This is a genomic window from Bacillus sp. FSL L8-0199 (genome assembly GCF_038005705.1).
In the GTDB taxonomy this organism is placed as follows: domain Bacteria; phylum Bacillota; class Bacilli; order Bacillales; family Bacillaceae_G; genus Bacillus_A; species Bacillus_A cereus.
Genome location: NZ_JBBOTS010000001.1, coordinates 4,566,323 through 4,590,919 on the forward strand (window position 1 = coordinate 4,566,323; position 24,597 = coordinate 4,590,919).

Consider the following 24,597-nt stretch of genomic DNA (forward strand, 5'->3'; position numbering starts at 1 on the left):
CCCCCGCTTTAATTATGCGTTTTTGATTATCGCTACATCCATGTTTTTAATAAGTTCATTAGCGAACTCAGAACATTTCACTTCTGTTGCACCTTCCATTAAGCGTGCGAAATCATAAGTTACTACTTTTGAAGCAATTGTTTTCTCAACAGAAGCAGTTACTAATTTCGCAGCTTCGTTCCATCCTAAGTGTTCTAATAATAATACACCTGAAAGAAGAACAGAAGATGGGTTTACTTTATCTAAACCTGCATATTTTGGAGCTGTACCGTGTGTAGCTTCAAAGATAGCATGTCCAGTCACATAGTTAATGTTTGCACCAGGTGCAATACCAATTCCACCTACTTGTGCAGCAAGTGCATCAGAGATATAGTCACCATTTAAGTTCATTGTTGCAACAACATCGAACTCACGTGGACGAGTTAAAATTTGTTGTAAGAAGATGTCTGCAATAGAATCTTTTACGATGATTTTTCCAGCCACTTCAGCGTCTGCCATCGCTTTATTCGCTGCATCTTTACCATCTTTTTCAACAATACGATCGTATTCAGCCCAAGTAAATACTTTGTCGCCGAATTCTTGTTCCGCTACTTCATAACCCCAGTTTTTGAAAGCACCTTCTGTAAATTTCATAATGTTTCCTTTATGAACTAATGTAACAGAAGAGCGTTTTTCGTTAATTGCATATTGAATTGCAGCACGAACAAGACGCTTTGTCCCTTCTTCTGAGATCGGCTTAATACCAATACCAGATGTTTCTGGGAAGCGGATTTTATTAACACCCATTGCTTCTTTTAAGAAAGCAAGAACTTTTTCTGCTTCTGGAGACCCTTGTGCATATTCAATTCCAGCATAAATGTCTTCAGTATTTTCACGGAAAATAACCATATCAGTATCTTCCGGACGTTTTACAGGTGAAGGAACACCTTCAAAATAACGAACTGGACGTAGACATACATATAAATCTAATTCTTGACGAAGTGCTACGTTTAGAGAACGAATACCACCGCCAACTGGAGTTGTAAGTGGACCTTTAATCGCGATTAAATATTCACGAATTAAGTTTAAAGTTTCTTCAGGTAACCACTCGCCTGTTTGGTTGAATGCTTTTTCCCCTGCAAGCACTTCTTTCCAAACGATTTTCTTCTCACCATCATAAGCTTTTTCAACTGCTGCTTCTAGTACGCGAGATGCAGCTGCCCAAATATCAGGACCAATTCCATCTCCCTCGATAAATGGAATAATCGGATTGTTTGGTACATTCATAACACCATTAGTTACAGTAATTTTTTCACCTGTCGTCAATGTGATAACCCCCATGTTTGAAATTTCATATGTATGAAACTGAGGGAATAACCCCTCAGTTCAAACCGTTAGTCAAATTAAAATATTCTAATCATTACATCTTTCCGAAAAAATCAGACTTTTGAAAGCGTATTTTCACTATCAAAATAGTGTTATTCGCTTATCGTTGTGCAATTGGAACATACACTTGATGCGTTGGTCCATTATAATCAGCACGCGGACGAATTAAACGGTTGTTTTCATATTGTTCTAGAATATGAGCTAACCAGCCTGACATACGGCTAATTGCAAAAATAGGTGTAAATAAGTCATGGTCAATTCCTAAACAATGGTATACAGAAGCTGAATAGAAATCAACATTTGGTGGAAGACCTTTTTCTTTTGTTACAATGTCTTCAATTTTGATAGACATATTATACCATTTCTCTTCTCCTAAAAGCACGCATAATCTCTTAGACATTTCACGTAAGTGTTTTGCACGTGGATCACCCTGCTCATACACACGGTGGCCAAAGCCCATGATTTTCACTTTATTTTGAAGAGCATTATGAATATATGACTCTACATTTTCTTCTTCACCAATCTCAGTTAACATCTTCATTACATTTTCATTTGCCCCACCGTGAAGAGGACCTTTTAATGCACCGATTGCTGCTGTAATACCAGAATATACATCTGAAAGTGTAGCTACGCAAACACGTGCAGTAAATGTAGAAGCGTTTAACTCATGATCTGCATGAAGTACAAGCGCCTTATCAAAAGCTTCAATTTCAACTTCATTTGGCTCGCGATCATTTAACATGTACAAGAAGTTTGCAGCTAATGATAAATCCTTTCTTGGCTCAACAATATCTAAACCTTTACGGATTCTCGCGTAAGCAGCAACTAAAGTTCCGACTTGCGCCTGTAATTTAACCGCTTTCAAATAATTGGACTTTTCATCCATAATTTCAGCGCTCTCATCGTATAATGATAGCATGGAAATTGCAGTTCGTAAAACCGACATCGGATGTGCGATTTTTAAATCTACTTGTTTCAAATATGTTAAAATCTCATCTGGCACTTTATAGTATTCCGATATAGTCCCTTTAAATTTCTCTAGTTCTTGTTCGTTAGGAAGCTTACGATGCCATAATAAGTATACTACTTCTTCAAATGTAGCATTCTCCGCTAAATCATCAATATTATACCCAACATAAGTTAATGTATCATCAATAATAGAGCTCACAGATGATGTTGTTGCTACTACCCCTTCTAAACCTCGAATAACAGTCATGACATTCTCTCCTTTTCCTGAAAATTCTCCCAACCTTGCTCCTTATATCTATTTGCTTCCCTTTTGAATTATGAACGCCCGTTCACTCTTTAGGCAAGCAAAATGCACGATCATGCAAATTTGTTGCGATGTTCCCCTCTTATTGTCCATTGTTTACATGGAAAGCATGAGCGTGAATGTCTCCCCGAATCCTCACGCTCAAAACAACAAGTTAGTGAGGAAAATACATTCCGAAGAGTTTTATGATAAAAACAACATAAAACAATATCATTATAAAATTGTTTTATGTTGTTTTTATTTTATCTGGTGTAAAGTCTCTGCTGTTATGTAACTTTTCAAAGTTTCTAATCCTATTATAAACAATTATCTGACTTTTGTGAACAGAAAGAATTCAAAAATTTTATATTACTATAAAATTCCTTATTTAAACATCTGTATAATACTCATAACCGCATAGGCAATTCCAGCCCCAATTAACGGACCAACAGCAACCCCATTAAATAGCGCAACCGCTATAATTGTCCCAAAAACAAGCGCAGTTGTAATGTGAGGATCCGTCGTCAACAATTGTACGCCGCCTTTCGCTAACAAAGCGACCGCTACACCTGAAGCTAAAGCAATCCACGCATAATAAGATTTCGCCGCTTCTCCAAGTTGTTTAAAACCTATTTCCCCTGTCGCAATCGGTACGAGCACCGCTATTGTAATGACCGTTACACCTAGGTTAATTCCTTTCGTTTGTAAATAAGGAAAGACCTTATCTCCTAAAAACGTAAACTTCAATAAAAATAACACACCAATAGCTACAGTAAGCGATTGGTTTTTAGCAATAAGTCCTATAATAAGTAGTATGAATAAAAATAACGTTGACTGACTAATCATGTTTGCACTTCCTTTCTGAAAATAATGAACTCATTTCCAAACAAAAATACCTTTAAACCTATCGTTATACATGCTATATCGATGCCTATTCAACATGAATCACTTCATTTTTTATGTATTTTAAAATGACAAACTGAGACTTTCACCATCAAAATTTAAGCATGTATACATTTTAAAAAACGGGCGTCTCTTCTTTCTTTTCTAATTAGAAACAGGTAAAATAAAAAGAAGAGAAAATGAAGTTTTTACCATATAGTAGAAGCATCAACACCAAGCTTTCACAGTCACTCACATACTGAAAAAGCAGGAAAAATCCATCATTCCACTATAACATAAAGTGAAACTTTAATCAGTGGGGCATTTTCCACTGATTATTAGTTGAACCAATCGGGCTTTTACGGGCAGTTTATCTCCAGCTAACTCCTTTGATCCAGCCGCACTTCGGGTAGGAGATTTACTGCCCGTTAATGCGGGGTAAAGTGAAACTTTAATCAGTGGAGCACACTCGTTATAAGTTGAACGAATTAGGATAATCCAAATTGGAATGGGAGGTATACATCTTTGAACCGAAACTTACTATATATGATATTGAGACTCATATTTGTCATTGTAGCAACGGTAGCTGGGTTCTATGTATTACTATACATGTCAGGGCTTATCTATCCTTTTATTATCGCTTTTGCATTTGCTTATTTGATTAATCCTGTCGTCAATTTCCTTAATCAAAAACTACAATTTCCTCGCGCACTAGCAGTACTCGTTAGCTTAATTCTCGTATTTGGAGCTATCGTTGGACTTGTTACATATCTTGTGACTGAAGCAATATCTGCCACAACATACTTACTACAACTTGTTACAGTAAAGTTTCCAGATATCGTTACATTCGCTCAGCAATTTGCACTTAATCATATTATGCCTCTCTACGATGATTTAATCTCTAAATTTAATCATCTTGGAGAACCACAGCGCTATACAATTACACAAAACATTCAAAACTTAGGAACAGAAGCAACAACACAAATGAAAGAACTTTTAACCGCCATTATAAGCGGGTTAACGAATTTCATTAGTGCACTGCCAACAACTTTAACTGTCCTTGTATTCATTTTATTAGCCACTTTCTTCATCAGTTACGATTGGCACCGTCTTGCTCAGAAAGCAAGAAAATTGCTACCGAATCGTGTACATGGCTATGGAAAAACTATTTTTGTCGACTTAAGAAAAGCTTTGTTTGGTTTTGTGAAAGCACAACTTACACTCGTATCTATGACAACCGTCATTGTACTAATCGGGCTTTTAATATTACGCGTACCATACGCCATTACTATTGCGATTATTACAGGAGTTGTAGATTTACTACCATATTTAGGAACAGGTGCAGTCTTTGTTCCATGGGTTATATACGTATTTTTCACTGGCGATACCGCATTCGCCATTGGTCTTCTCATTTTATACATCGTCGTGATTGTCCAAAGACAAATTATGGAGCCGAAAGTACTTTCATCTAACATCGGTCTCGATCCATTAGCAACACTCGTCGCTCTATTTGTCGGCTTTAAACTTTTTGGCTTTTTAGGATTAATCATCGGCCCAGTCACCTTAGTACTACTTAATACATTACACAAAGCTAATGTCTTCCATGACTTGTGGAAATATATTAAAGGTTCACCTTCAAAATAATAGTTTCTAATTCATACACAACAAAAAACTTACATGTAATCAGTGGGAAATTCCCACTGATTATTCCTTGTACTTATTTTTCATACTCATTACATAAAACAAGAGAATTGCACTCAAAAAAGATAATTCTCTTGTTTTTTTGCATAAAAAACGCATATTTCGTGGTGCTTTTACATATTTATTCTATTTATTTTATAATTATTATTTACATTTATTACTTTTTATGTAAATGAATAATTATACAAAATAGCATAAAATAAGACTTCAACTAACAATCTCCGCCTTTTTATATGAATTTTTTACACCAATCGTTCCTTTATATAAGAAAGCAAAACTTTAATTTAGCAGCGTTTCCCTCCATCTTATTCATCTAAATTAATAGCACTAAAAAATCACAAGTTTAATCGAAGCACAACAAGAGTTCAAATGAAAATTATATAGCAAATATAATGAGCAGACGTTTTGTTCATCCCCACTCATCATTCGCCCCACATCAGACACTTACGAGCAGCCCAATTTCGAGATAGAAATTCCACCCCACAAATAGCGTGGTAAAACAAAGCTTCAATTAGAAAGTTCCTCTCCTCTTACAAGACAAAAAATAGCACTTAGATTTCTACAATCTAAGTGCTATTTCTGAATAATAATAGTAGAGTTCTTTCTAAATTTCCATTCCATCCACTTCATAACAAGCGGCTTCAATAAAGCTCTCGTAATAGGGATCACGCAGATAAACCCTAGCACATCTGTCACATACCCAGGAAGCACTAAGAGAATACCTCCTACAAATACAAAAATACCATCTAGTACCGCCTCACCTGGCATTTCCCCTCTATTCAACTTAGATTGAATCTCTCCAAGCACTTTAAACCCTTGTCTTTTCGCCAAATACACACCTACAACACCTGTAAATACAATCATAGCGAACGTAGACCATAAACCTATTACATGACTTGATCCAATTAAGACCGTAATCTCAATCGCTGGTATTAAAATAAACAAGAATAGTAACCATTTCATAGTTCTACACCTCTCTCACATCTCACTTTTAATGCCCTCACAACGCCTATATACATCATATGAAATATAGATATCCTTTCATATTAAAACCCATAACAAACAGCTTTTAAAAGCAATTCTAGGCGCTTTAAGCTAATTCTATCTCGTTTTTGTGTAAAAAAAAAAGAGAAGGACTCCGATCCTTCTCTCCGTATTACTTATAGCACTTCCGCATGTCCATTATAAACAATTCCGCGTGCTGCATCAACTGTTACTTCTTGGCCATTTTTTAAAGTTGCTGTTACGCCGTTTACACCAACGATAACAGGAATACCGATTGATACGCCTACAACAGCTGCATGGCTCGTTAAGCCACCTTCTTCTACAACTAAAGCCGCAGCTTTTTCGATTGCAGGAATCATATCTTTATCAGTGCTTGTTGTAACAAGGATATCACCTTCGTTTACGTTCGCTACAGCTTCAGCAGCTGTTTTTGCTACAACTACTTTACCTTTTGCAGCTTTACGACCGATTCCTTGTCCTTTAGCAATTTCTTCACCAACAACGTGGATTTTCATTAAGTTTGTTGTACCAGTTTCAGCAACTGGAACACCCGCAGTAATCACTACAGTATCTCCAAGTCCGATTAGACCTGCATCCATACCTGTTTGAATTGCTGTATCTAACATTTCGTCAGTTGAAGCTGCGCGCTTCTCAGCCATAAATGCTTGTACACCCCAAACAAGTGCAAGACGACGTCCTACTTGCTCGTCAGATGTTACAGCTACGATTGGAGATTTTGGACGGTATTTAGAGATCATTTTCGCAGTATATCCACTTTCTGTTGGAGCTACGATTGCAGCTACATCAAGAGCAAGTGCTGTATGCGCAACAGATTGGCTAATTGCATCTGTAATTGTTGGAGTGAACTCTTTAATACGTTTTTTGAACATATCTTCATATTGTAATGATTTTTCAACACGTACCGCAATGTTAGCCATCATTGTTACCGCTTCTACTGGGTATTGTCCAGCAGCTGTTTCACCTGAAAGCATGATTGCATCTGTACCATCGAAGATTGCGTTAGCTACGTCACTTGCTTCCGCACGAGTTGGACGTGGGTTACGTTGCATAGAATCTAACATTTGTGTTGCAGTAATAACTGGTTTACCTAACACGTTACATTTTTTAATTAGACGTTTTTGTACTAACGGTACTTCTTCTGGTGGAATTTCTACACCCATGTCACCACGAGCTACCATTAAACCGTCAGAAACTTCTAAGATTGAATCGATGTTGTCGATACCTTCTTGGTTTTCGATTTTTGGTACGATTTGGATGTATTGAGCGTTATGCTCTTCTAATAATTCACGGATTTCTAATACGTCAGACGCTTTACGTACGAATGAAGCTGCAATGAAATCAACTTTTTGCTCGATACCGAAGATGATATCTTTTACGTCTTTTTCAGTGATACCAGGAAGCTTAATGCTTACGTTTGGTACGTTAACACCTTTTTTATTTTTTACAGTTCCGCTGTTAAGAACTTTTGTACGGATGTTTCCGTCAGCTTTTTCGATTACTTCTAGTTCGATAAGACCGTCATCGATTAGAATACGAGAACCTGGGTCTACATCGTCATAAAGACCAGCATAAGATACAGAGAACTTCTCTGCAGTACCTAATACTTGCTCAGTAGAAAGAACTACTTCTGCACCTGTTACAAGCTCAGCTTGTCCGTCTACGAAGTCGTGAGTACGGATTTCTGGACCTTTTGTATCAAGTAAGATACCAACTGTTTTACCAGTTTTCTTTGAAGCTTCACGAATGTTTTTAATACGAGCTCCGTGCTCTTCATGGCTACCATGAGAGAAGTTTAAACGAGCAACGTTCATACCTGCTTCGATTAATTGCTCTAATTTTTCAATACTTTCACTAGCAGGACCTATAGTACATACAATTTTAGTTTTACGCATATTGCACCTCCGAAAATTATGAAACCGTTCCCAAATATCTGACATTACGCCGATTAGATGGATAATTCTTTAGATAATTGATACATATCTTTATCGATTGTATGCTTTTGAGCTAACGCTTCGATAATATCATGATCAACAAGTTTGTTATCTTGAATACCTACACAACGTCCACCTTTACCAGCAATTAACAATTCAACTGCTCTTGCGCCAAGACGACTTGCTAATACACGGTCTTGTGCACTTGGTGATCCACCACGTTGTACGTGACCTAATACAGTTACACGAGTATCAAAGTTTGTTGCTTCTTCAATGTGCTTACCGATGTCAATTGCACTTCCAACACCTTCAGCTACAACGATAATACTGTGTTTTTTACCACGTTCACTACCACGCTTCAGACGAGCGATAACATCATCCATGTCATACTCTTCTTCTGGAATTAAGATTGTTTCCGCACCATCAGCTAAACCAGCCCATAATGCGATATCACCAGCGTGACGTCCCATTACTTCGATAACATATGTACGTTCATGAGATGTAGCTGTGTCACGAATTTTATCAATTGCATCAATAACAGTGTTTAAAGCTGTATCGAAACCAATTGTGAAGTCTGTTCCAGGGATATCATTGTCGATTGTACCTGGTACACCAACACATGGGAATCCTTGTTCAGTTAATTTTTTAGCGCCTTGGTAAGAACCATCTCCACCAATAACAACAAGTCCTTCGATACCGTGTTTCTTTAATTGCTCGATACCTTTTAGTCGTACTTCTGGATCTTTAAACTCAGGACATCTTGCTGTATATAATTTTGTACCACCGCGGTGGATAATATCGCCAACAGAACCAAGTTCTAATTTTTCAATGTGACCAGAAATTAATCCAGCGTATCCATGGTAAATACCATATACTTCAATATCATGGAAAATCGCTTTACGAACAACTGCACGAATGGCAGCATTCATACCAGGTGAATCTCCACCACTTGTTAATACACCAATACGTTTCATTTGTACTCACCTCATAAAGATTATTTGCCTTATAATAAAATAACACGAAAAAATATAAAAATACAATGGAGAAGATGTGTCTTTTCATAATAAAAACGTGCATTCGCGAAGTGGAACGCACGCTTTTCTTATTTTATCCAAATGGAAGCGTTTGAAAACGAAACTTGCCCAATTTTCATATATTTTTCATAACGTTTTTCGATTAATTCATCTTTCGAAATTCCGTTTAATTGTTCAAAAGTTTTTCGAATCATTAAATCTATATTTTCTGACTGTTTCAAAATATTACGGTGAGCTCCGCCTCTTGCTTCTGGAATAATTTCGTCAATTACACCTAATTCTTTCAAATCTGCTGCTGTAATTTTCATTGCCTCTGCAGCTTCCTTTGCTTTTCCTGCATCTTTCCAAAGAATTGCCGCTGCACCCTCTGGTGTAATAACAGAATAAGTGGAATTTTCTAGCATATGAATGTAATCTCCTACTCCAAGACCTAGCGCACCACCACTACCGCCTTCACCAATAACGATACAAATAACTGGTACCGTTAAACCTGCCATCTCAAATAGGTTGCGGGCAATAGCTTCACTTTGTCCACGTTCTTCAGCTGCTTTACCAGGATAAGCTCCCTTCGTATCGATGAAACAAATAATAGGACGATTAAACTTTTCCGCTTGTTTCATGAGACGCAGTGCTTTTCGATATCCTTCTGGATGAGGCATTCCAAAGTTACGGCGAATATTTTCTTTCGTATCTTTTCCGCGCTGATGCCCAATTACAGTTACAGGCATCCCTTTATATTTCGCAATGCCGCCGACAATCGCTGCATCATCGCCAAATAGACGATCTCCATGACATTCGAAAAAATCAGTAAATAAGTGCTCAATATAATCGAGCGTTGTCGGTCGTTCTGCATGACGAGCAATTTGAACACGGTCCCATACTTTTAGATTGCCGTATATATCTTCCTCTAAATTTTCTAGCTTTTCTTCCAAAATACGAATCTCCTCACTGAAGTCCATCTGGCTGTTTTTCGTATAGTCTTTCAGTTCACGAATCTTATTTCTTAGCTCAACAACTGGTTTTTCAAATTCTAGCTCTGCCATACAGCCATTTCCCCTCCTTGATGAACTTCTAAAATCTTGCGAAGCGATTCTCTCATATCATCACGATGCACCACCGCATCTAATTGACCATGATCTAGTAAGAATTCTGCCGTTTGGAAATCTTCCGGTAGTTTCTCACGCACCGTTTGTTCAATTACACGTCTACCAGCAAATCCGATAAGTGCACCTGGTTCTGCAAGATTATAATCACCAAGTGAAGCGAAACTCGCTGAAACCCCGCCCGTCGTTGGGTGAGTCATAACAGAAATAAATAATCCTCCTGCATTACTATGCTTTTTCAAAGCTACGCTTGTTTTTGCCATTTGCATTAAACTTAATATCCCTTCTTGCATACGGGCACCACCCGAAGCAGTAAAGATAATAAATGGAACTTGTAAGTCGTACGCCTTTTCAACCGCACGGGCGATTTTTTCTCCTACTACAGAGCCCATGCTCCCCATTCGAAAACGAGAATCCATTACTGCAACAACAACAAGCATGTCATCAATTGTTCCTTCACCAGTTACAACCGCTTCGTTCAATTCAGTCTTCTTACGATCGCTCTCTAGTTTCTCTTCATAACCTGGAAACTCGAGTGGATTTAATGAAACCATTTCTTTGTCATACTCACGGAATGACCCTTCGTCCAATATACTATCAAGACGTTCCCATGCATTCATAGGATGATGATATCCACAATTCACACATACTTTTAAATTTTTTAGAAGTTCTTTCGTATACATGATTTTTTTACATTCCGGACATTTTGTCATAACGCCATCTGGTACATCTTTTCGTACTTGTTCTGAAGGTATTGCAGCGTACTTTTTCTTTTTCACGAATAAATCTCTTAGCACAATTTGACCCCCTTCGTTGAGAGCTAAGGTTAGCGTAAGAAGAAAATGGGGCTAACACCAAAGTTTGATGTTAGCCTTATCTTCTCAATCTGTCTAATAACCTCACTCTTTACGTTTAACTTTAACCGCTACGCGGTAGAATGTTTGTCATAACGTGTCATGGTCATTTCGACAAATTTTATACATTACGAGTGAAACTGTATATTCTCTACTAATTCATCGTAAATTTTTAGTGCATCATTTTCTTGTTTTTCTTCCAAAGTAGCGTAAAGCTTTCTATACATATCGATAGAATCTCTTGAAACTTTACAAGAAAGCGTTGATACGTAATCATTTACGATCATCCAAATGCGATATAGTAAATAATTATCGACTTGTTCAATAAGTGTTTTAAAGAACGTTTGATGAAGCATTGGAATTGAGTTTTCGTTTCCTTCGAGCACTTGATGTAATTTACTTAGCACTTTAGAAAACGTTTCTTTCGGTAAATTACATACAATTCGAATCATATCTTTCTCGAGTAACCGTTTCGTTTGTAATAAATCACGAATTGTTTTCTCATCTTGCAATAAGAACGGAGCAATTAATTGTACAAGACCGTTATCATAAAAGTTTCGAATAAACGTCCCTTCACCACGTCTCGTTTCAATCAATCCTACCAGTTCTAAAGCACGCAATGCTTCTCTTACAGAGGAACGTCCTACGTTTAAGCGTGAACTTAACTCACGCTCAGACGGCAAACGATCCCCCGCCACCAATCCATCCTCTTCCATAATGGAACGGATTTTTTTTACAATTTCGAGATATACTTTTGTATTTGATGATGTCAATGGAAATTCCTCGCTTATTCTTTACCAATCAGCGCTAATTGTTTTGTTTTTTCAGCGATCTCATTTGGATCTACTTGACGGCGAGCTACTCCTGTCTCCATTGCTGCTTTTGCAACGTAAGCCGCTACTTGAGGCGCTACACGCGCGTCAAATGGTGCCGGAATGATATAGTCTGCATTTAACTCATCTTCTGCTACAAGCTCAGCAATAGCCTGTACAGCTGCCATCTTCATTTCTTCGTTAATTTGTGTCGCATGTACGTCAAGTGCACCGCGGAAAATACCAGGGAACGCCAGTACATTATTTACTTGGTTCGGGAAGTCAGAACGACCTGTTCCAACAACAGCTGCGCCCGCTGCTTTTGCCAATTCTGGCATAATTTCTGGAACTGGATTCGCCATTGCAAAAATAATCGCATCGTCATTCATTGTACGAACCATCTCTTCTGTTAATGCACCTTCTGCAGATACACCAATGAATACGTCCGCACCTTGTACAACATCAGCTAAAGAACCTTCTATACGATTCTTATTTGTATATTTTGCAACTTCATCCTTCACCGGATTCATACCTGTAGGACGACCATCATAGATTGCGCCTTTACGGTCACACATAATAATGTCGCGTACACCATAGCGATATAAAAGTTTAATAATTGCAATACCTGCTGCACCTGCGCCATTTGCGACAACTTTAATGTCAGACATTTTCTTTCCAACTAATTTCAGTGCATTTACAAGACCTGCTACTGTTACAATAGCTGTTCCGTGTTGATCATCATGGAAGATAGGAATATTTGTTTCTTTTTTCAAACGCTCTTCAATAATGAAGCAGTTTGGTGCTGCGATATCTTCTAAGTTAACGCCGCCAAAAGTTGGCTCCATTAATTTTACAGTTTCAACAATTTTATCTACATCGTTTGTATTTAAGGCAATTGGGAATGCATCTACACCAGCAAAGCTCTTGAATAATACAGCTTTACCTTCCATTACTGGAAGAGATGCTTCAGGTCCAATGTTACCAAGACCAAGTACAGCTGTTCCATCTGTCACAACTGCTACCATATTTCCCTTCATCGTATATTCATATACCTTACTTTTATCGTCATAAATTTCTTTACAAGGTTCTGCAACCCCTGGAGAATATGCAAGACTTAAATCTTTTGCATTTTCTACTTTTACTTTTGATACAGTTTCTAATTTTCCTTGATGCACTTTATGCATGTGAAGTGCTTCTTCACGAAGTGTTGACAAACTATCCACTCTCCTCAAATTATTCTTGCTGATATCAATTTCTCCAAGTGGTCTGACCACGAACACTACTACTATAATAATCGAAGTGTAGGGAAATTGTCCATTATATTTTCACAACTACATTTTCTTCCCCGACAATTTCACGAAGTGCTCCTAAACATTCTTCACTTGGATGAATCGATAAACTCCGAGATAATTGTACCATTTTATGTTCCTTTTCATAATAAATTAGTACTTTCGCAAAACCTGAATAGTCGAACAATATTTTCGTAACCCGATTTAAAAGCTTTTTCTCATACTGAGATGGCAATTTCACGTAAACAGATGCGTCTTTCTTTTCTTCATAAACATCCATTTCCTCTAGCGGATATAGTCCATTTACAATCCATTGAAGCTTATGATTTCTTAGCTCAATCGTACCGTCAACTAAAACAATTGCTCCTTCTTGCAACTTATCCGAGAAATGTATATACGTTTCCGGGAAGAGGACCGCTTCCATTTCATCATTTTGATCACAGAATGTAATAAATGCCATCTTTTGAAACTTTTTCGTACGAATCACTCTAACACTTGTTATATACACAATCGCTCTTTGTACTTTTTTCTTGTGTCGCATCGCCTGAGCGAGAGATGGAATTTCTAATTCTTTTGCTAACTTCACATACTGCGCTGTCGGATAACTTGATAAATAAAAGCCAAGTGCTTCCTTCTCTTTATTTAGTTGTTCAATAAAAGATAGCTCTTCTCCTTGTACATATTTTGATTTTGGAACAGCATCTCCTAAATCACGTGCGAGATTCGCGTACTCTAACGCCCCTTTAATACTTTTCCATAAATTCGTTCTCGAAACACCAAAATCATCAAAACATCCCGACCAGACGAAAGCTTCTAAATTACGCTCCGTTACGAACTTTGACGGCATACGGAGACAAAATTCAAATAAATCTTCGAACATTTTTTTCTCTCGTTCTTCTAATAATGCCGTCACTGTAGCCATTCCAATATTTCGGATCGAAAGTAAACTGTAACGTATCGCATTCCCTTCTATTTGGAAGTTATAACCACTTCTCTGAAGAGACGGCGGCAAAACGTGAAAACCTTTCCGCTTCGTTTCTCGTATATACTGTACAATCTTATCTTCATTTCCAATTGCGCTTGATAATAATGCCGTCATAAATTCCAGCGTATAGTTCGCTTTCAAATAGGCAAGCTGATATCCAATCATACTGTAAGCTACAGCGTGACTTCGGTTAAAACCGTAATTCGCAAATCTTACAATTAAATCATAAATTTTCTCTGCGGATGTCTCATTGTATCCATTTCCCAAACATCCTTGGACGAAATGCTTACGTTCCTGATCTAAAATATCACGATTTTTTTTACTCACCGCACGGCGCAGTAAATCTGCTTCTCCAAGCGAAAACCCTGCTAACTTCGATGCAATTTGCATAATTTGTTCTTGGTATACAATGACGCCGTATGTTCTTTCTAAAATTGGCTTTAAATCCGGATGTAAATATTCGATTTTTCTTTTTCCATGTTTCGATTCAATAAAAGTCGGTATCTGTTCCATCGGTCCTGGTCTGTATAACGAGTTAACAGCTACGATATCTTCAAACTCATTCGGTTTTAACCCGCGAAGTACATTTCGCATACCGCCTGACTCAAGCTGGAATACACCTGTTGTATCTCCTCTCCCTAATAATTGGAACGTCTTTTCATCTTGAAGAGGTAAGTTTCTTATATCGATTTCTTTCCCTGTTTTGTTCGCGATAAATTTTATAATATTTTCAAGTAACGTTAAATTACGTAATCCTAAAAAGTCCATCTTAAGCAACCCAAGTTCTTCTAGCGCATCGGCTGGATATTGCGTAACATAAACATCGTTATGTCCTTCTTGAATTGCTACACTGCCTGTTAGCGGTTCTTGACTCATAATAACACCAGCCGCATGAATAGACGTATGACGTGGTAAACCTTCTACACGTTTTGCGATTTCAAACACACGCTCATGCAAAAGATTCCCTTGTATAAACTCACGAAGTGATTGTGATTCTTCATATGCATCTTTTAATGTTATACCAAGCTTTGATGGGATAAGTTTTGAAAATATATCAATATCTCGCGGCGGAAGCCCCATTACGCGAGCAATGTCTCTAATTGCCGCTTTTGCTGCAAGCGTACCAAACGTTACAATTTGCGCAACACGGAGCTGACCGTATTTATCTTTCACATAGCGAATCATCTCATCACGTCTTACGTCTGGAAAATCAATATCAATATCGGGAAGCGTCACACGTTCAGGATTTAAAAACCTTTCAAATAATAGATCGTATTCAATTGGATCAATATCTGTAATTTCTAATACGTATGAAACGAGTGAACCAGCTGCCGATCCACGACCTGGTCCTGTTAGAATATAATTTTCATGTGCATACTTCATAAAATCCCATACGATGAGGAAATAATCACTAAATCCCATACGAGAAATAACATTTAATTCATGATCCAAACGCTTTATATGCACTTCTTTCGGTTCACCATATCGTTTCCGCAAACCTTCTTCACAAACACGACGCAAGTATATATCACTCGTTTCATTAGACGGAACAGGAAACTTCGGAAGTTGATTTACATGGAACAGTATTTCTACTTGGCAACGCTCTGCAATTTTTATTGTATTTTGGATTGCTTCCGGCGCATGGGAAAATAGTGCTTCCATTTCATCCGATGACTTTAAATAATACTGATCTGTTTTCAGCCTCGGCCTATCTGGATCAGTCATTTTCGTTCCACTTTCAACAGATAGTAAACATTCGTGAACAAGCGCGTCACTTTGATTGATATAGCGCACATCATTTGTTGCAACGACTGGAATATTAACCCTACTAATAAATTCAGGTAGTTTCTCTTGTAAAAGCAACTCATCTTGAATCGCATGATGCTGCAAACTCATATAAAAATGGCCGAACATATTTTGATACGTGCGAGCTACTTCTTCAGCCTGACTCTCATTGTCTTCTAGTAATAATTGCTCAATTTCGCCATCTTTACCTGGTGAAATAGCAATTAATCCTTTCGCATAATGCGCAAGCCACTTCTTAGGAATACCTTCTTTGGACTTTGTCATAATACTGCTAGAAATCTTTAATAAATTTTGGTAGCCTATTTCATTCTCAGCAAGTAATACAAGCGGATAAGACCTTTCTTCTTCTTCACTAAAAATAGAAGCGGTTAATCCAATAACAGGCTGTATACCATGTTTCTTACATGCTTTATAAAACGGAATAACACCATACATAACATTTTCATCCGTAATAGCCAGCGATGAAAAACCAAGTTCTTTCGCCCTGACTACAAGCTCATCAATTTTACAAGCACTTTTTAATAAACTAAAAACGGTTTGACATTGTAAATGCACAAACTTCACTGTTGTACCCTCTCTTTACCTATTTGACTACTTTTATTATAGGTGATGAGGAAAGCGGAAATCAAAACATACTTCTTATACTTTGTCCATATATATGAAGAAGAAAGGGGAATGACGATGGATGTAAGAGAACATACTTTTTTCTCTCTGCTTATTATTAGTTATTTTATTGCCTTTGGGGTTATACTTGGCGGTTCATTAATTGGTGGATTTGGTGCGTTTCTTATTGGAAAACCAGCTCTAACTTACATTAATCAATTCGCCCAAAATTTAAGAATTTGGGCACTCGTTGCAGCAATCGGCGGAACATTCGATACCTTTTATAGCTTCGAAAGAAGTTTCTTTGGCGGAGATATGAAAGATATCGTAAAACAAATTCTCCTTATTTTTTTCGCAACTGGTGGTATGCAAACAGGTCTCATTATTATTAAATGGCTAACGCAGGAACATGTATGAGAGTACCAAGTGCTAATACAGCAAAAAGATGGTACTTAGTATTAGCTGGGGCTGCTGTTGGAGGCGTTTTGAGCTGGTTTATTTTTTTGTACATATACGGTGTTTTTCAAGAAGAACAAGCTAGTAAAATAGCAGAACAAAGAGAAATTATAGAAAAACAAGAAGCAAAGCTCCACGTCCTTCTCGAAGATCAAGAAAAATTGAATACTGAAAATAAACGGCTCTTAACCATTCAAGAGATTAAAATAAAACTTATCAATCGAGAAAAATACGATTTAGACAATCTCACACTCGAAAATATGACTACATCTATCCATAATGATCTCCAACATCTTTTAACGAAAAACATTCAAAGTATCGCAAAAAATAAAGACCTACTTAAAAAGGTAATCGAAAATAAAACGTACAAACATTACGATCGGCTATACCGTTTTAAAGTCGATACAATATCTTTTGATACAGTGCTTGAAATTAGCATTACTATAGAGAAAGAAAAATAAAGAAGGAGGGCTTTAGCACCGCTCCTTCTTTTCGTTCTAACATATAGTCTCTTATTTACAAATCTCACGTAAATCAGCAAAAAGACGATCCGCTTCTTCCCAAGAAGATGCCTTCGCACCAGAAGCCATCGGATGCCCCCCGCCGTTATATTGCATTGCTAATTTGTTTATAACTGGTCCTTTTGAACGAAGACGAACACGAATTACGTCGTCTTCCTCTAAAAATAGAACCCAGGCCTTTAATCCATCAATATTGCCAAGCGCTCCAACAACACCAGATGCTTCAGAAGGAAGTACATCAAACTCTTCTAATACTTCTTTCGTTAATTTAATGTAAGCTGCTCCTTCTTCTACCATCGTAAAGTTTTGTAAAATATAACCGTTTAAACGAGCAATTTTTTCTTTTGTCTTATACATTTCATTGTATAAATCTGTGAATTTCACACCCATATCAACAAGCTCACTTACGTAACGAAGTGTTTTGGCTGTCGTATTTGGGAATAAGAAACGACCTGTATCTCCAACAATTCCTGCTAAAATAAGGCGAGCTGCTTCTTTTGTTATTTTTAATCCTTTATCTTTTCCATAGTTATAAAACTCATAAATCAGTTCACTTGTAGAACTCGCTGTCGTATCTACCCACGTAATATCTCCATATGGATCTTCATTTGGATGATGATCAATTTTAATTAACATCTTCCCTTTTGTATAGCGTTGATCGTCAACACGTTCTTGATTCGCAGTATCACAAACAATAACAAGCGCATTTTCGTATACACTATCTTCAATATCATCCATTACTCGTAAGTATGCTAGTGACGGTTCATTGTACCCAACCGTATAAATATTTTTCTCTGGAAACGATTCTTGTAGAATTGTACCAAGACCCCCCTGTGAACCTAACGCATCTGGATCCGGACGCACGTGGCGATGAATAATAATTGTATCAAACTCTTTAATTGCTTCTAAAATTTGCTCATGCATATGTATAATCTCCTTTTTAATCAACTTCTTCACTTTATCCTCCATTATAACGGAAAGTATTTCATACATGCGAACAATTGCTTTATAATAAAAGTTAGAAAGTTTAGATATTTCTTTTTCTTTTCTATTATTTTTCATAAAGCGATGGGAGTGTTCATTATGCCAGTATTAGTCTTCTGTATTATCGTCTCATTTATGTTGTACCTCTTTTACAAAACAAAATACTTTCGTACAAACCGCCCAATGGAGAAAGGTTGGCTCTCAGGAAAATCCGCAATGGCACTCGGTTCATTCGTTTTATTTTTCGGGATAAACCAATTCTTTTTAGAACTTTCAACCGCTCGTATTATCGTTGGTGTTTTATTCGTTCTATTTGGTAGTGCAAGTGTATTTAACGGGTTTCGCCAATACAAACATTTCTTGCCATTAGCAGTTAAAGAAGCCGAAGTCTATGAAGCAACATAAAAAAGCATCAATATTGTGATGCTTTTTTATGTTGCTTCACTTTCAAAATCATATATGCAACAAACGCAGATGGTATATTAAATGGGTTACCTTGTACATGAAAATGTAATTGTTCTTCTTCAAAAGACATTTTTTCATATAGCTCTCGCTGAGATAATCCTGTCTTTTCCTTTTTTTCATGTAAACCTTGTAAATATAAATATTGAATAGGTATCATTACAAGAAAGTAAAATAATGCGATACTACCAAAAAAAAGTACGGCTGACGACATAATGCATACCACCTTTCATAATTCCATTTTCTTACAATATAATCATAACACAATATACAACTGAATTGAATTATTATTCTGTCTTTTCTCACGTTACTTTTCCACTCCATCCCATACATATTTCACTAAAACTCCCATCTAAAATCATGCCTTTCAAATTTAAAACAACAAAAAAGATGGAACAAATCAAAACGATTTGTTCCATCTTTTTATTTATCGATTAACTGAACCATAAGTAATGCTTTTCCAACAACATTACCTTCATGATGCACCTCTACATCGACCTTACCAAATTTACGTCCAATTTCTAATACTTTCGGATGAACAGATACAACATTATCAATTTGAACCGGCTTTACGAAATAAATCGTTAAGTTTTCAACAATTAAATCGCTTTTCTTTTGCGCACGAATGACGCGATTTGTCGCTTCTGTCACAATTGTTGCAAATACACCGTACGATAACGTTCCGATTGAGTTCGTCATTTGCGGCGTCACCGAAAATTGATATAGATGCTCATTCTTCGCTTCTTTTGGCGTCATAAATTGATTCGTTACAATATCATCAATGGTTTCTCCAACTTGCGGCTGACGTTGAATCATTTGCAGTGCCTGAAGTACATCTTGACGGCTAATAATACCTTGCAGTTTATTTCCTTCCTCAACGACAGGAAGTAATTCAATTCCTTCCCACACCATCATACGTGCCGCAGCTGCGACAGACATTTTACCGTTCACTGTAATTGGGTGCTTTGTCATTACTTTATCAATTGGTGTTTCTTTCGCTACTCCGATCATATCTTTTGAAGTTACGATTCCTAGCACTTTGTTACTTTCATCAACAATCGGATATCTTCCGTGCATCGTCTCTTCATTATAGGCATGCCATTGCTGCACTGTATCACTCGGCTTTAAATATAACGTTTCTTCAATTGGCGTTAAAATATCTTCAACGAGTACAATTTCTTTCTTAATAAGCTGATCGTAAATCGCACGGTTAATTAACGTTGCAACTGTAAAGGTATCGTAACTACTTGAAATAATCGGCAGTTTTAATTCATCTGCTAATTTCTTCACATGATCTTCCGTATCAAATCCGCCCGTAATTAATACAGCGGCTCCAGTTTCTAACGCTAATTGATGTGCGTTCGTACGGTTACCAATAATGAGTAAATTCCCAGCTTCTGTATAGCGCATCATCGCTTCTAATTTCATAGCTCCGATTACGAATTTATTTAATGTTTTATGTAGTCCTTCTCTGCCCCCAAGTACTTGACCATCGACAATGTTAACGACTTCTGCATATGTCAGTTTTTCGATATTCTCTTTCTTCTTCTGTTCAATTCGAATTGTTCCGACACGTTCAATTGTACTAACATATCCTTTATTTTCTGCATCTTTAATTGCACGGTAAGCTGTCCCTTCACTTACACTCAAATCTTTCGCGATTTGTCTTACAGAAATTTTATGGCCTACTGGCAGGCTATTAATATGTTCTAAAATTTGGTTATGCTTGGTAGCCAAATGGTTTCACCATACTTTCTTTTCCCTAAATTCTTCATGTGTTGTACTTTTAGTATACTATATTTTCAAAACTGTTACACTCTCTCTTTGCATACCTGTACTATTTTTTTTATAACAAAATGTCTCTTGCATTCCACCATTCATTCTATTACAACAATGTAATGCTATTGTCATCTCATTCGATAGTTCGTACACTTAATTACTTATACAATTAAGACAAGAAATAAAACAAAGGAGCGAACACATGATGAAAAAATTTTTAGAGGTTGTAGGTGCTGTATTTTTAGCTTTCGTAGATGGGAAAAAAGTTGCAATGGAATTGAATGAAACACCTGAACAACCACGTACCAAAAGAAAAGAATCACCAAAACAAATACAAGCATTAAAAGCTGTCCTACACACATAAAAAACCCTTCACTTTTCTTTTTCAAATGAAGGGTTTCTTTTCTATAGTGTAATACTTTCTCCAGCTTCTAATACTTTCCCTGTACAATTTTGTAGCTTTTCTACAAATTGATATGGATCTTGTTCAATAACTGGGAACGTATTATAATGCATCGGTACAACAGTTTTCGCATTAATCCATTTTGCCGCTAGTACAGCATCTTCTGGTCCCATTGTGAAATTATCACCAATTGGTAAAAATGCTAGATCAACTTTATTTAATTCCCCAATTAACTTCATATCAGAGAATAGTGCAGTATCTCCTGCGTGGTATACAGTTTTCTCTTCTGCTGTAAATAAAATACCTGCTGGCATACCTGTATATGTAATCGTCTTATTTGCTTCATCAATATAACTAGAGCCGTGGAATGCTTGTGTAAACTTCACTTTTCCGAAGTCAAATTCATGTGAACCACCAATATGCATCGGGTGTGTATTTACACCTTGCCAACTTAAAAATGTTGCTAGTTCAAATGGTGCTACAACAACTGCATTATTTTTCTTCGCAAGTTCTACTGTATCTCCAACATGATCACCGTGTCCATGCGATAAAAGGATTGCATCCACTTTTACATCTTCAGCTTTTAAATCTGTTTTCGGATTACCTGTTAAAAACGGGTCAATTAAAATAACTTTTCCATTCGCCTCAATTTTCACAACTGAATGTCCATGATAAGATACTTTCATTATTACATTCCTCCCCTATTCACATTCTCACTTTTTATTCTACATGATTTTTCAATCCCCTGTCTTTTCTAACATCTATTTACTTGTCATAACGCTTTCTTCCGAGTTAAAGTTATATTTGTAATTAAATATCTCGGGGGTGCCAATCGATGAATGCTAGATTAGAAAATTTAATGCAATGGCTAAAAGAAAAAAACGTAGAAGCTGCGTTCTTAACTTCTACACCGAACGTCTTCTACATGACAAACTTCCACTGTGAACCACACGAAAGACTTCTTGGTATGTTTGTATTCCAAGAAAAAGAACCTATTTTAATTTGCCCTAAAATGGAAGAAGGCCAAGCACGTAACGCTGGCTGGGCACATGAAATTATCGGATTTACTGATACTGACAGACCATGGGATATGATTGCAAAAGCAATTAAAGACCGCGGCATCAATGCAAATGCAGTTGCAATTGAAAAAGAACATTTAAACGTAGAGCGCTACGAAGAATTAACGAAATTATTCCCAAATGCAGCTTTCAAATCAGCTGAGGAGAAAGTTCGCGAACTTCGTTTAATTAAAGATGAAAAAGAACTTTCTATTTTACGCGAAGCAGCTAAAATGGCGGACTATGCTGTTGAAGTTGGTGTAAATGCAATTAAAGAAAACCGCAGCGAGCTAGAAGTATTAGCAATTATTGAACACGAATTAAAAACAAAAGGCATACATAAAATGTCATTTGATACGATGGTATTAGCAGGTGCGAACTCTGCTCTTCCACACGGTATTCCTGGCGCAAACAAAATGAAACGCGGCGATTTCGTACTATTTGATTTAGGCGTAATCATTGATGGTTATTGCTCTGATATTACACGTACAGTAGCATTCGGTGAGATTTCTGAAGAGCAAACTCGCATTTACAACACTGTACTTGCTGGACAACTACAAGCAGTTGAAGCATGTAAACCAGGTGTTACACTTGGCGCAATCGATAACGCTGCTCGTTCTGTTATCGCAGATGCAGGTTACGGAGACTTCTTCCCGCACCGACTTGGTCATGGACTTGGAATTAGCGTACACGAATATCCAGATGTAAAAGCTGGTAACGAGTCTCCATTAAAAGAAGGTATGGTCTTCACAATCGAACCTGGTATTTATGTACCAAACGTAGGTGGCGTTCGTATTGAAGATGATATTTACATCACAAAAGACGGATCAGAAATTTTAACGAAATTCCCGAAAGAATTACAATTTGTAAAATAATAAAAAAGGCAGCTTGATTGCTGCCTTTTTTATTTCTCTACTATTTCAAATTTCTCTACAATCATTTTTGCTGGATAGCTTTCAAGTGTTTGAGAAGACCATACTTTTATTTTATCCCCTGTTTTTAACTGTTTATATGCGTCTTTGTCCTTAAAGCTCAAGACTATATGTGCTGGATGATCTTTATTCATTTGTTGTTCTATATAATGTTGCAACTCTACTTTTGTTTTAAACGTTTTATCATCGGCAAAAAACACCGTGTCATTTCTTAATATAATATACCCTTCTTTTACCGTTACTTGCTCTACTTGTTTTGTATCACACGCTGATAATACGACTAGAAATACACTTAAAAACATAACAATTTTCATATGCCTATTCATTTTTAACCCCTTACTCTAGGCTATTTCAAATTTAGCACCATCTTCTCCTCATACTTATCATCCCATTTCATCACAATCTCTATTGGTTCATCTTTAGAGATAGGCGCGCAACTTACACAAGAAGACTTCATTTCAACCTTTGCTCCTCTATGAACTTCTGACGTTTGTGTCATTGTACTAAAGGCTCCATTAATAGCAATCTCTAAATTCTTAAATTCTGTATTCCCATCTCCGCCCTTATACTGAAATGTAAACATTCCATCTTCACTATCATCCTTAATATGGCCTTTATATTGTCCCGTCCAACTTTTGCTCTCGCTAGAAAAAGTAACATACGAAATGGAACAGCTTCCTAAAAAGAAAATACTAATGAAAAAGAATAATGCTCTCTTCATAATGCCCCCCTCCATTCAAAAGCACTTATTTATTGTCTATTTCTTCCTTTAAATATTATTAAAAAAAGAAGGCCACTCAAAAAGTGCCTTCTTCTATTTCACTAATATTTAATTGAAATTTCACGATCCAAACTGAGAAAAGGTGGACAAGAAGCGCAAACGCCATACATGCTCCGCTTAAAAAAGTTAGTATAGGATGCGAATACACGTGCCCTAATCCATAGGATATCGCCACGAAAAACATAGTTATGTAAATATAAATTGCTCCATGTATTTGCCTCATATAAACCTCCTTTTCCCATAGTATAACATAAGTTTTCTGATTATTCACATTAATAGACTGTAATTAATATTTCTCAACTGTTACACCTCTAACAGCAGCCTTAATATATGGTGCTCCTTGTAAACTTTGTAAATCCTCTATTTTGCCTGTTACAACTACACCGTATATTTGTAAGTCTTTTGGTTCGGTGTTTTTTATTTCTTTATCCCGCATTAACAGGCAGTAAGACCCCACATCAAAATTCAGCGGAAGTAAAGAAGTTAGGTGGGGGGCGGACTGCTCGTAAAAGCCCGATTGGTGAGGGCTGATAATCAGTGGGGGATGCCCTCACCACTGATTAAAGTTTCACTTTATA

Annotated in this window: 24 protein-coding genes and 1 pseudogene; 6 read left to right on the forward strand and 19 right to left on the reverse strand. The window is 36.9% G+C overall.

What is annotated here, in order from left to right:
• Positions 1–12: 12 nt before the first annotated feature.
• The 3 genes from icd to NST86_RS23540 all read right to left on the reverse strand — a co-directional run bounded on the left by icd (position 13) and on the right by NST86_RS23540 (position 3,463).
• Complete coding sequence (gene icd, locus NST86_RS23530) at positions 13–1,305, reverse strand: NADP-dependent isocitrate dehydrogenase (RefSeq protein WP_000206898.1); 1,293 nt, start codon at positions 1,303–1,305, stop codon at positions 13–15.
• A gap of 160 nt (positions 1,306–1,465) precedes the next feature.
• Positions 1,466–2,614 carry a citrate synthase gene (gene citZ, locus NST86_RS23535; RefSeq protein WP_136986137.1) on the reverse strand — a complete coding sequence of 383 codons (1,149 nt, stop codon included), beginning with the start codon at positions 2,612–2,614 and terminating at the stop codon, positions 1,466–1,468.
• A 387-nt stretch (positions 2,615–3,001) separates the two neighbouring features.
• Positions 3,002–3,463, reverse strand: coding sequence for a DUF441 domain-containing protein (locus NST86_RS23540; protein WP_000625507.1), 462 nt, complete (start codon positions 3,461–3,463; stop codon positions 3,002–3,004).
• 561 nt (positions 3,464–4,024) lie between these two features.
• Between NST86_RS23540 and ytvI the strand changes: the two genes are divergently transcribed.
• On the forward strand, positions 4,025–5,143 hold the full coding sequence (gene ytvI / locus NST86_RS23545; protein WP_001081388.1) for a sporulation integral membrane protein YtvI: 1,119 nt from the start codon (positions 4,025–4,027) through the stop codon (positions 5,141–5,143).
• Between the two features lie 630 nt (positions 5,144–5,773).
• On the opposite strand, the gene NST86_RS23550 is transcribed toward ytvI, so the two are convergent.
• The 8 genes from NST86_RS23550 to dnaE all read right to left on the reverse strand — a co-directional run bounded on the left by NST86_RS23550 (position 5,774) and on the right by dnaE (position 16,604).
• Complete coding sequence (locus NST86_RS23550; RefSeq protein WP_000871631.1) at positions 5,774–6,163, reverse strand: FxsA family protein; 390 nt, start codon at positions 6,161–6,163, stop codon at positions 5,774–5,776.
• Between the two features lie 197 nt (positions 6,164–6,360).
• A complete protein-coding gene (gene pyk / locus NST86_RS23555) occupies positions 6,361–8,118 on the reverse strand; it encodes a pyruvate kinase (RefSeq protein ID WP_001232673.1) in 1,758 nt (585 codons plus the stop codon).
• 53 nt (positions 8,119–8,171) lie between these two features.
• A complete protein-coding gene (gene pfkA, locus NST86_RS23560; RefSeq protein WP_000821157.1) occupies positions 8,172–9,131 on the reverse strand; it encodes a 6-phosphofructokinase in 960 nt (319 codons plus the stop codon).
• A 128-nt stretch (positions 9,132–9,259) separates the two neighbouring features.
• Positions 9,260–10,234 (reverse strand): acetyl-CoA carboxylase carboxyl transferase subunit alpha, encoded by a 975-nt coding sequence (gene accA / locus NST86_RS23565; RefSeq protein ID WP_000818804.1) that lies wholly within the window; start codon positions 10,232–10,234, stop codon positions 9,260–9,262.
• Positions 10,222–11,091, reverse strand: a complete 870-nt coding sequence (gene accD, locus NST86_RS23570; protein WP_000942856.1) for an acetyl-CoA carboxylase, carboxyltransferase subunit beta — start codon at positions 11,089–11,091, stop codon at positions 10,222–10,224. Before accD ends, accA begins: the two co-directional genes overlap by 13 nt.
• A gap of 185 nt (positions 11,092–11,276) precedes the next feature.
• Positions 11,277–11,921, reverse strand: a complete 645-nt coding sequence (locus NST86_RS23575; protein WP_000204439.1) for a FadR/GntR family transcriptional regulator — start codon at positions 11,919–11,921, stop codon at positions 11,277–11,279.
• A 14-nt stretch (positions 11,922–11,935) separates the two neighbouring features.
• Positions 11,936–13,144 carry an NAD(P)-dependent malic enzyme gene (locus NST86_RS23580; RefSeq protein ID WP_161508111.1) on the reverse strand — a complete coding sequence of 403 codons (1,209 nt, stop codon included), beginning with the start codon at positions 13,142–13,144 and terminating at the stop codon, positions 11,936–11,938.
• Between the two features lie 133 nt (positions 13,145–13,277).
• Complete coding sequence (gene dnaE / locus NST86_RS23585; RefSeq protein ID WP_061663242.1) at positions 13,278–16,604, reverse strand: DNA polymerase III subunit alpha; 3,327 nt, start codon at positions 16,602–16,604, stop codon at positions 13,278–13,280.
• A gap of 42 nt (positions 16,605–16,646) precedes the next feature.
• On the opposite strand from dnaE, the gene NST86_RS23590 reads away from it, so the two are divergent.
• Together NST86_RS23590 and ytrI are read left to right on the forward strand one after the other, a co-directional pair.
• Positions 16,647–17,060 carry a YtrH family sporulation protein gene (locus NST86_RS23590; protein WP_002005839.1) on the forward strand — a complete coding sequence of 138 codons (414 nt, stop codon included), beginning with the start codon at positions 16,647–16,649 and terminating at the stop codon, positions 17,058–17,060.
• Positions 17,057–17,560, forward strand: a complete 504-nt coding sequence (gene ytrI / locus NST86_RS23595; RefSeq protein ID WP_001265736.1) for a sporulation membrane protein YtrI — start codon at positions 17,057–17,059, stop codon at positions 17,558–17,560. The genes NST86_RS23590 and ytrI overlap by 4 nt, the downstream gene beginning before the upstream one ends.
• Before the next feature lie 51 nt (positions 17,561–17,611).
• Here ytrI and NST86_RS23600 read toward each other — a convergent pair whose 3' ends face one another.
• On the reverse strand, positions 17,612–18,544 hold the full coding sequence (locus NST86_RS23600) for a DHH family phosphoesterase (RefSeq protein WP_016118710.1): 933 nt from the start codon (positions 18,542–18,544) through the stop codon (positions 17,612–17,614).
• Between the two features lie 159 nt (positions 18,545–18,703).
• Between NST86_RS23600 and NST86_RS23605 the strand changes: the two genes are divergently transcribed.
• Positions 18,704–19,009, forward strand: a complete 306-nt coding sequence (locus tag NST86_RS23605; protein WP_001144776.1) for a YtpI family protein — start codon at positions 18,704–18,706, stop codon at positions 19,007–19,009.
• 7 nt (positions 19,010–19,016) lie between these two features.
• Here the strand turns inward: NST86_RS23605 and NST86_RS23610 are convergent, their stop codons facing one another.
• Together NST86_RS23610 and NST86_RS23615 are read right to left on the reverse strand one after the other, a co-directional pair.
• Entirely contained in the window at positions 19,017–19,280 is a 264-nt protein-coding gene (locus NST86_RS23610) for a DUF3949 domain-containing protein (protein ID WP_000093044.1), read from the reverse strand.
• Between the two features lie 209 nt (positions 19,281–19,489).
• Positions 19,490–20,803, reverse strand: a complete 1,314-nt coding sequence (locus NST86_RS23615; RefSeq protein WP_000201580.1) for a CBS domain-containing protein — start codon at positions 20,801–20,803, stop codon at positions 19,490–19,492.
• Positions 20,804–21,047: 244 nt separating this feature from the next.
• Here NST86_RS23615 and NST86_RS23620 point away from each other — a divergent pair, with 244 nt between their 5' ends.
• Positions 21,048–21,209: a hypothetical protein gene (locus NST86_RS23620; RefSeq protein ID WP_000976017.1), complete on the forward strand. Its 162-nt coding sequence runs from the start codon at positions 21,048–21,050 to the stop codon at positions 21,207–21,209.
• Between the two features lie 41 nt (positions 21,210–21,250).
• On the opposite strand, the gene NST86_RS23625 is transcribed toward NST86_RS23620, so the two are convergent.
• The gene (locus tag NST86_RS23625) at positions 21,251–21,934 is read right to left on the reverse strand and encodes a metal-dependent hydrolase (RefSeq protein ID WP_000868922.1); all 684 of its coding nucleotides are present in this window, start codon (positions 21,932–21,934) and stop codon (positions 21,251–21,253) included.
• A 149-nt stretch (positions 21,935–22,083) separates the two neighbouring features.
• Here NST86_RS23625 and pepQ point away from each other — a divergent pair, with 149 nt between their 5' ends.
• Entirely contained in the window at positions 22,084–23,181 is a 1,098-nt protein-coding gene (gene pepQ / locus NST86_RS23630; protein ID WP_000994032.1) for a Xaa-Pro dipeptidase, read from the forward strand.
• A gap of 29 nt (positions 23,182–23,210) precedes the next feature.
• Here pepQ and NST86_RS23635 read toward each other — a convergent pair whose 3' ends face one another.
• The 4 genes and pseudogenes from NST86_RS23635 to NST86_RS23650 form a co-directional block, all read right to left on the reverse strand.
• Entirely contained in the window at positions 23,211–23,564 is a 354-nt protein-coding gene (locus tag NST86_RS23635; protein WP_001079375.1) for a DUF3221 domain-containing protein, read from the reverse strand.
• A gap of 20 nt (positions 23,565–23,584) precedes the next feature.
• Positions 23,585–23,959: a hypothetical protein gene (locus NST86_RS23640; RefSeq protein ID WP_000816710.1), complete on the reverse strand. Its 375-nt coding sequence runs from the start codon at positions 23,957–23,959 to the stop codon at positions 23,585–23,587.
• Positions 23,960–24,035: 76 nt separating this feature from the next.
• Positions 24,036–24,242, reverse strand: a complete 207-nt coding sequence (locus NST86_RS23645; protein ID WP_001248905.1) for a hypothetical protein — start codon at positions 24,240–24,242, stop codon at positions 24,036–24,038.
• 63 nt (positions 24,243–24,305) lie between these two features.
• A pseudogene (locus NST86_RS23650) lies at positions 24,306–24,446 on the reverse strand (anti sigma factor C-terminal domain-containing protein); the annotation flags it as partial.
• Positions 24,447–24,597: the final 151 nt, after the last annotated feature.

Excerpts from the sequence above, each read along its gene's own strand:
- NST86_RS23625 (WP_000868922.1), bottom strand. The coding sequence starts at position 21,934 with ATGAAAGTATCTTATCATGGACATTCAGTTGTGAAAATTGAGGCGAAT.
- NST86_RS23635 (WP_001079375.1), bottom strand. The coding sequence starts at position 23,564 with ATGAATAGGCATATGAAAATTGTTATGTTTTTAAGTGTATTTCTAGTC.
- accA (WP_000818804.1), bottom strand. The coding sequence starts at position 10,234 with ATGGCAGAGCTAGAATTTGAAAAACCAGTTGTTGAGCTAAGAAATAAG.
- NST86_RS23550 (WP_000871631.1), bottom strand. The coding sequence starts at position 6,163 with ATGAAATGGTTACTATTCTTGTTTATTTTAATACCAGCGATTGAGATT.
- NST86_RS23580 (WP_161508111.1), bottom strand. The coding sequence starts at position 13,144 with ATGCATAAAGTGCATCAAGGAAAATTAGAAACTGTATCAAAAGTAAAA.
- NST86_RS23620 (WP_000976017.1), top strand. The coding sequence starts at position 21,048 with ATGATGAAAAAATTTTTAGAGGTTGTAGGTGCTGTATTTTTAGCTTTC.
- NST86_RS23645 (WP_001248905.1), bottom strand. The coding sequence starts at position 24,242 with ATGAGGCAAATACATGGAGCAATTTATATTTACATAACTATGTTTTTC.
- pyk (WP_001232673.1), bottom strand. The coding sequence starts at position 8,118 with ATGCGTAAAACTAAAATTGTATGTACTATAGGTCCTGCTAGTGAAAGT.
- NST86_RS23600 (WP_016118710.1), bottom strand. The coding sequence starts at position 18,544 with ATGCATGAGCAAATTTTAGAAGCAATTAAAGAGTTTGATACAATTATT.
- pepQ (WP_000994032.1), top strand. The coding sequence starts at position 22,084 with ATGAATGCTAGATTAGAAAATTTAATGCAATGGCTAAAAGAAAAAAAC.
- ytrI (WP_001265736.1), top strand. The coding sequence starts at position 17,057 with ATGAGAGTACCAAGTGCTAATACAGCAAAAAGATGGTACTTAGTATTA.
- NST86_RS23540 (WP_000625507.1), bottom strand. The coding sequence starts at position 3,463 with ATGATTAGTCAGTCAACGTTATTTTTATTCATACTACTTATTATAGGA.
- NST86_RS23610 (WP_000093044.1), bottom strand. The coding sequence starts at position 19,280 with ATGTCGTCAGCCGTACTTTTTTTTGGTAGTATCGCATTATTTTACTTT.
- pfkA (WP_000821157.1), bottom strand. The coding sequence starts at position 9,131 with ATGAAACGTATTGGTGTATTAACAAGTGGTGGAGATTCACCTGGTATG.
- NST86_RS23605 (WP_001144776.1), top strand. The coding sequence starts at position 18,704 with ATGCCAGTATTAGTCTTCTGTATTATCGTCTCATTTATGTTGTACCTC.
- NST86_RS23640 (WP_000816710.1), bottom strand. The coding sequence starts at position 23,959 with ATGAAGAGAGCATTATTCTTTTTCATTAGTATTTTCTTTTTAGGAAGC.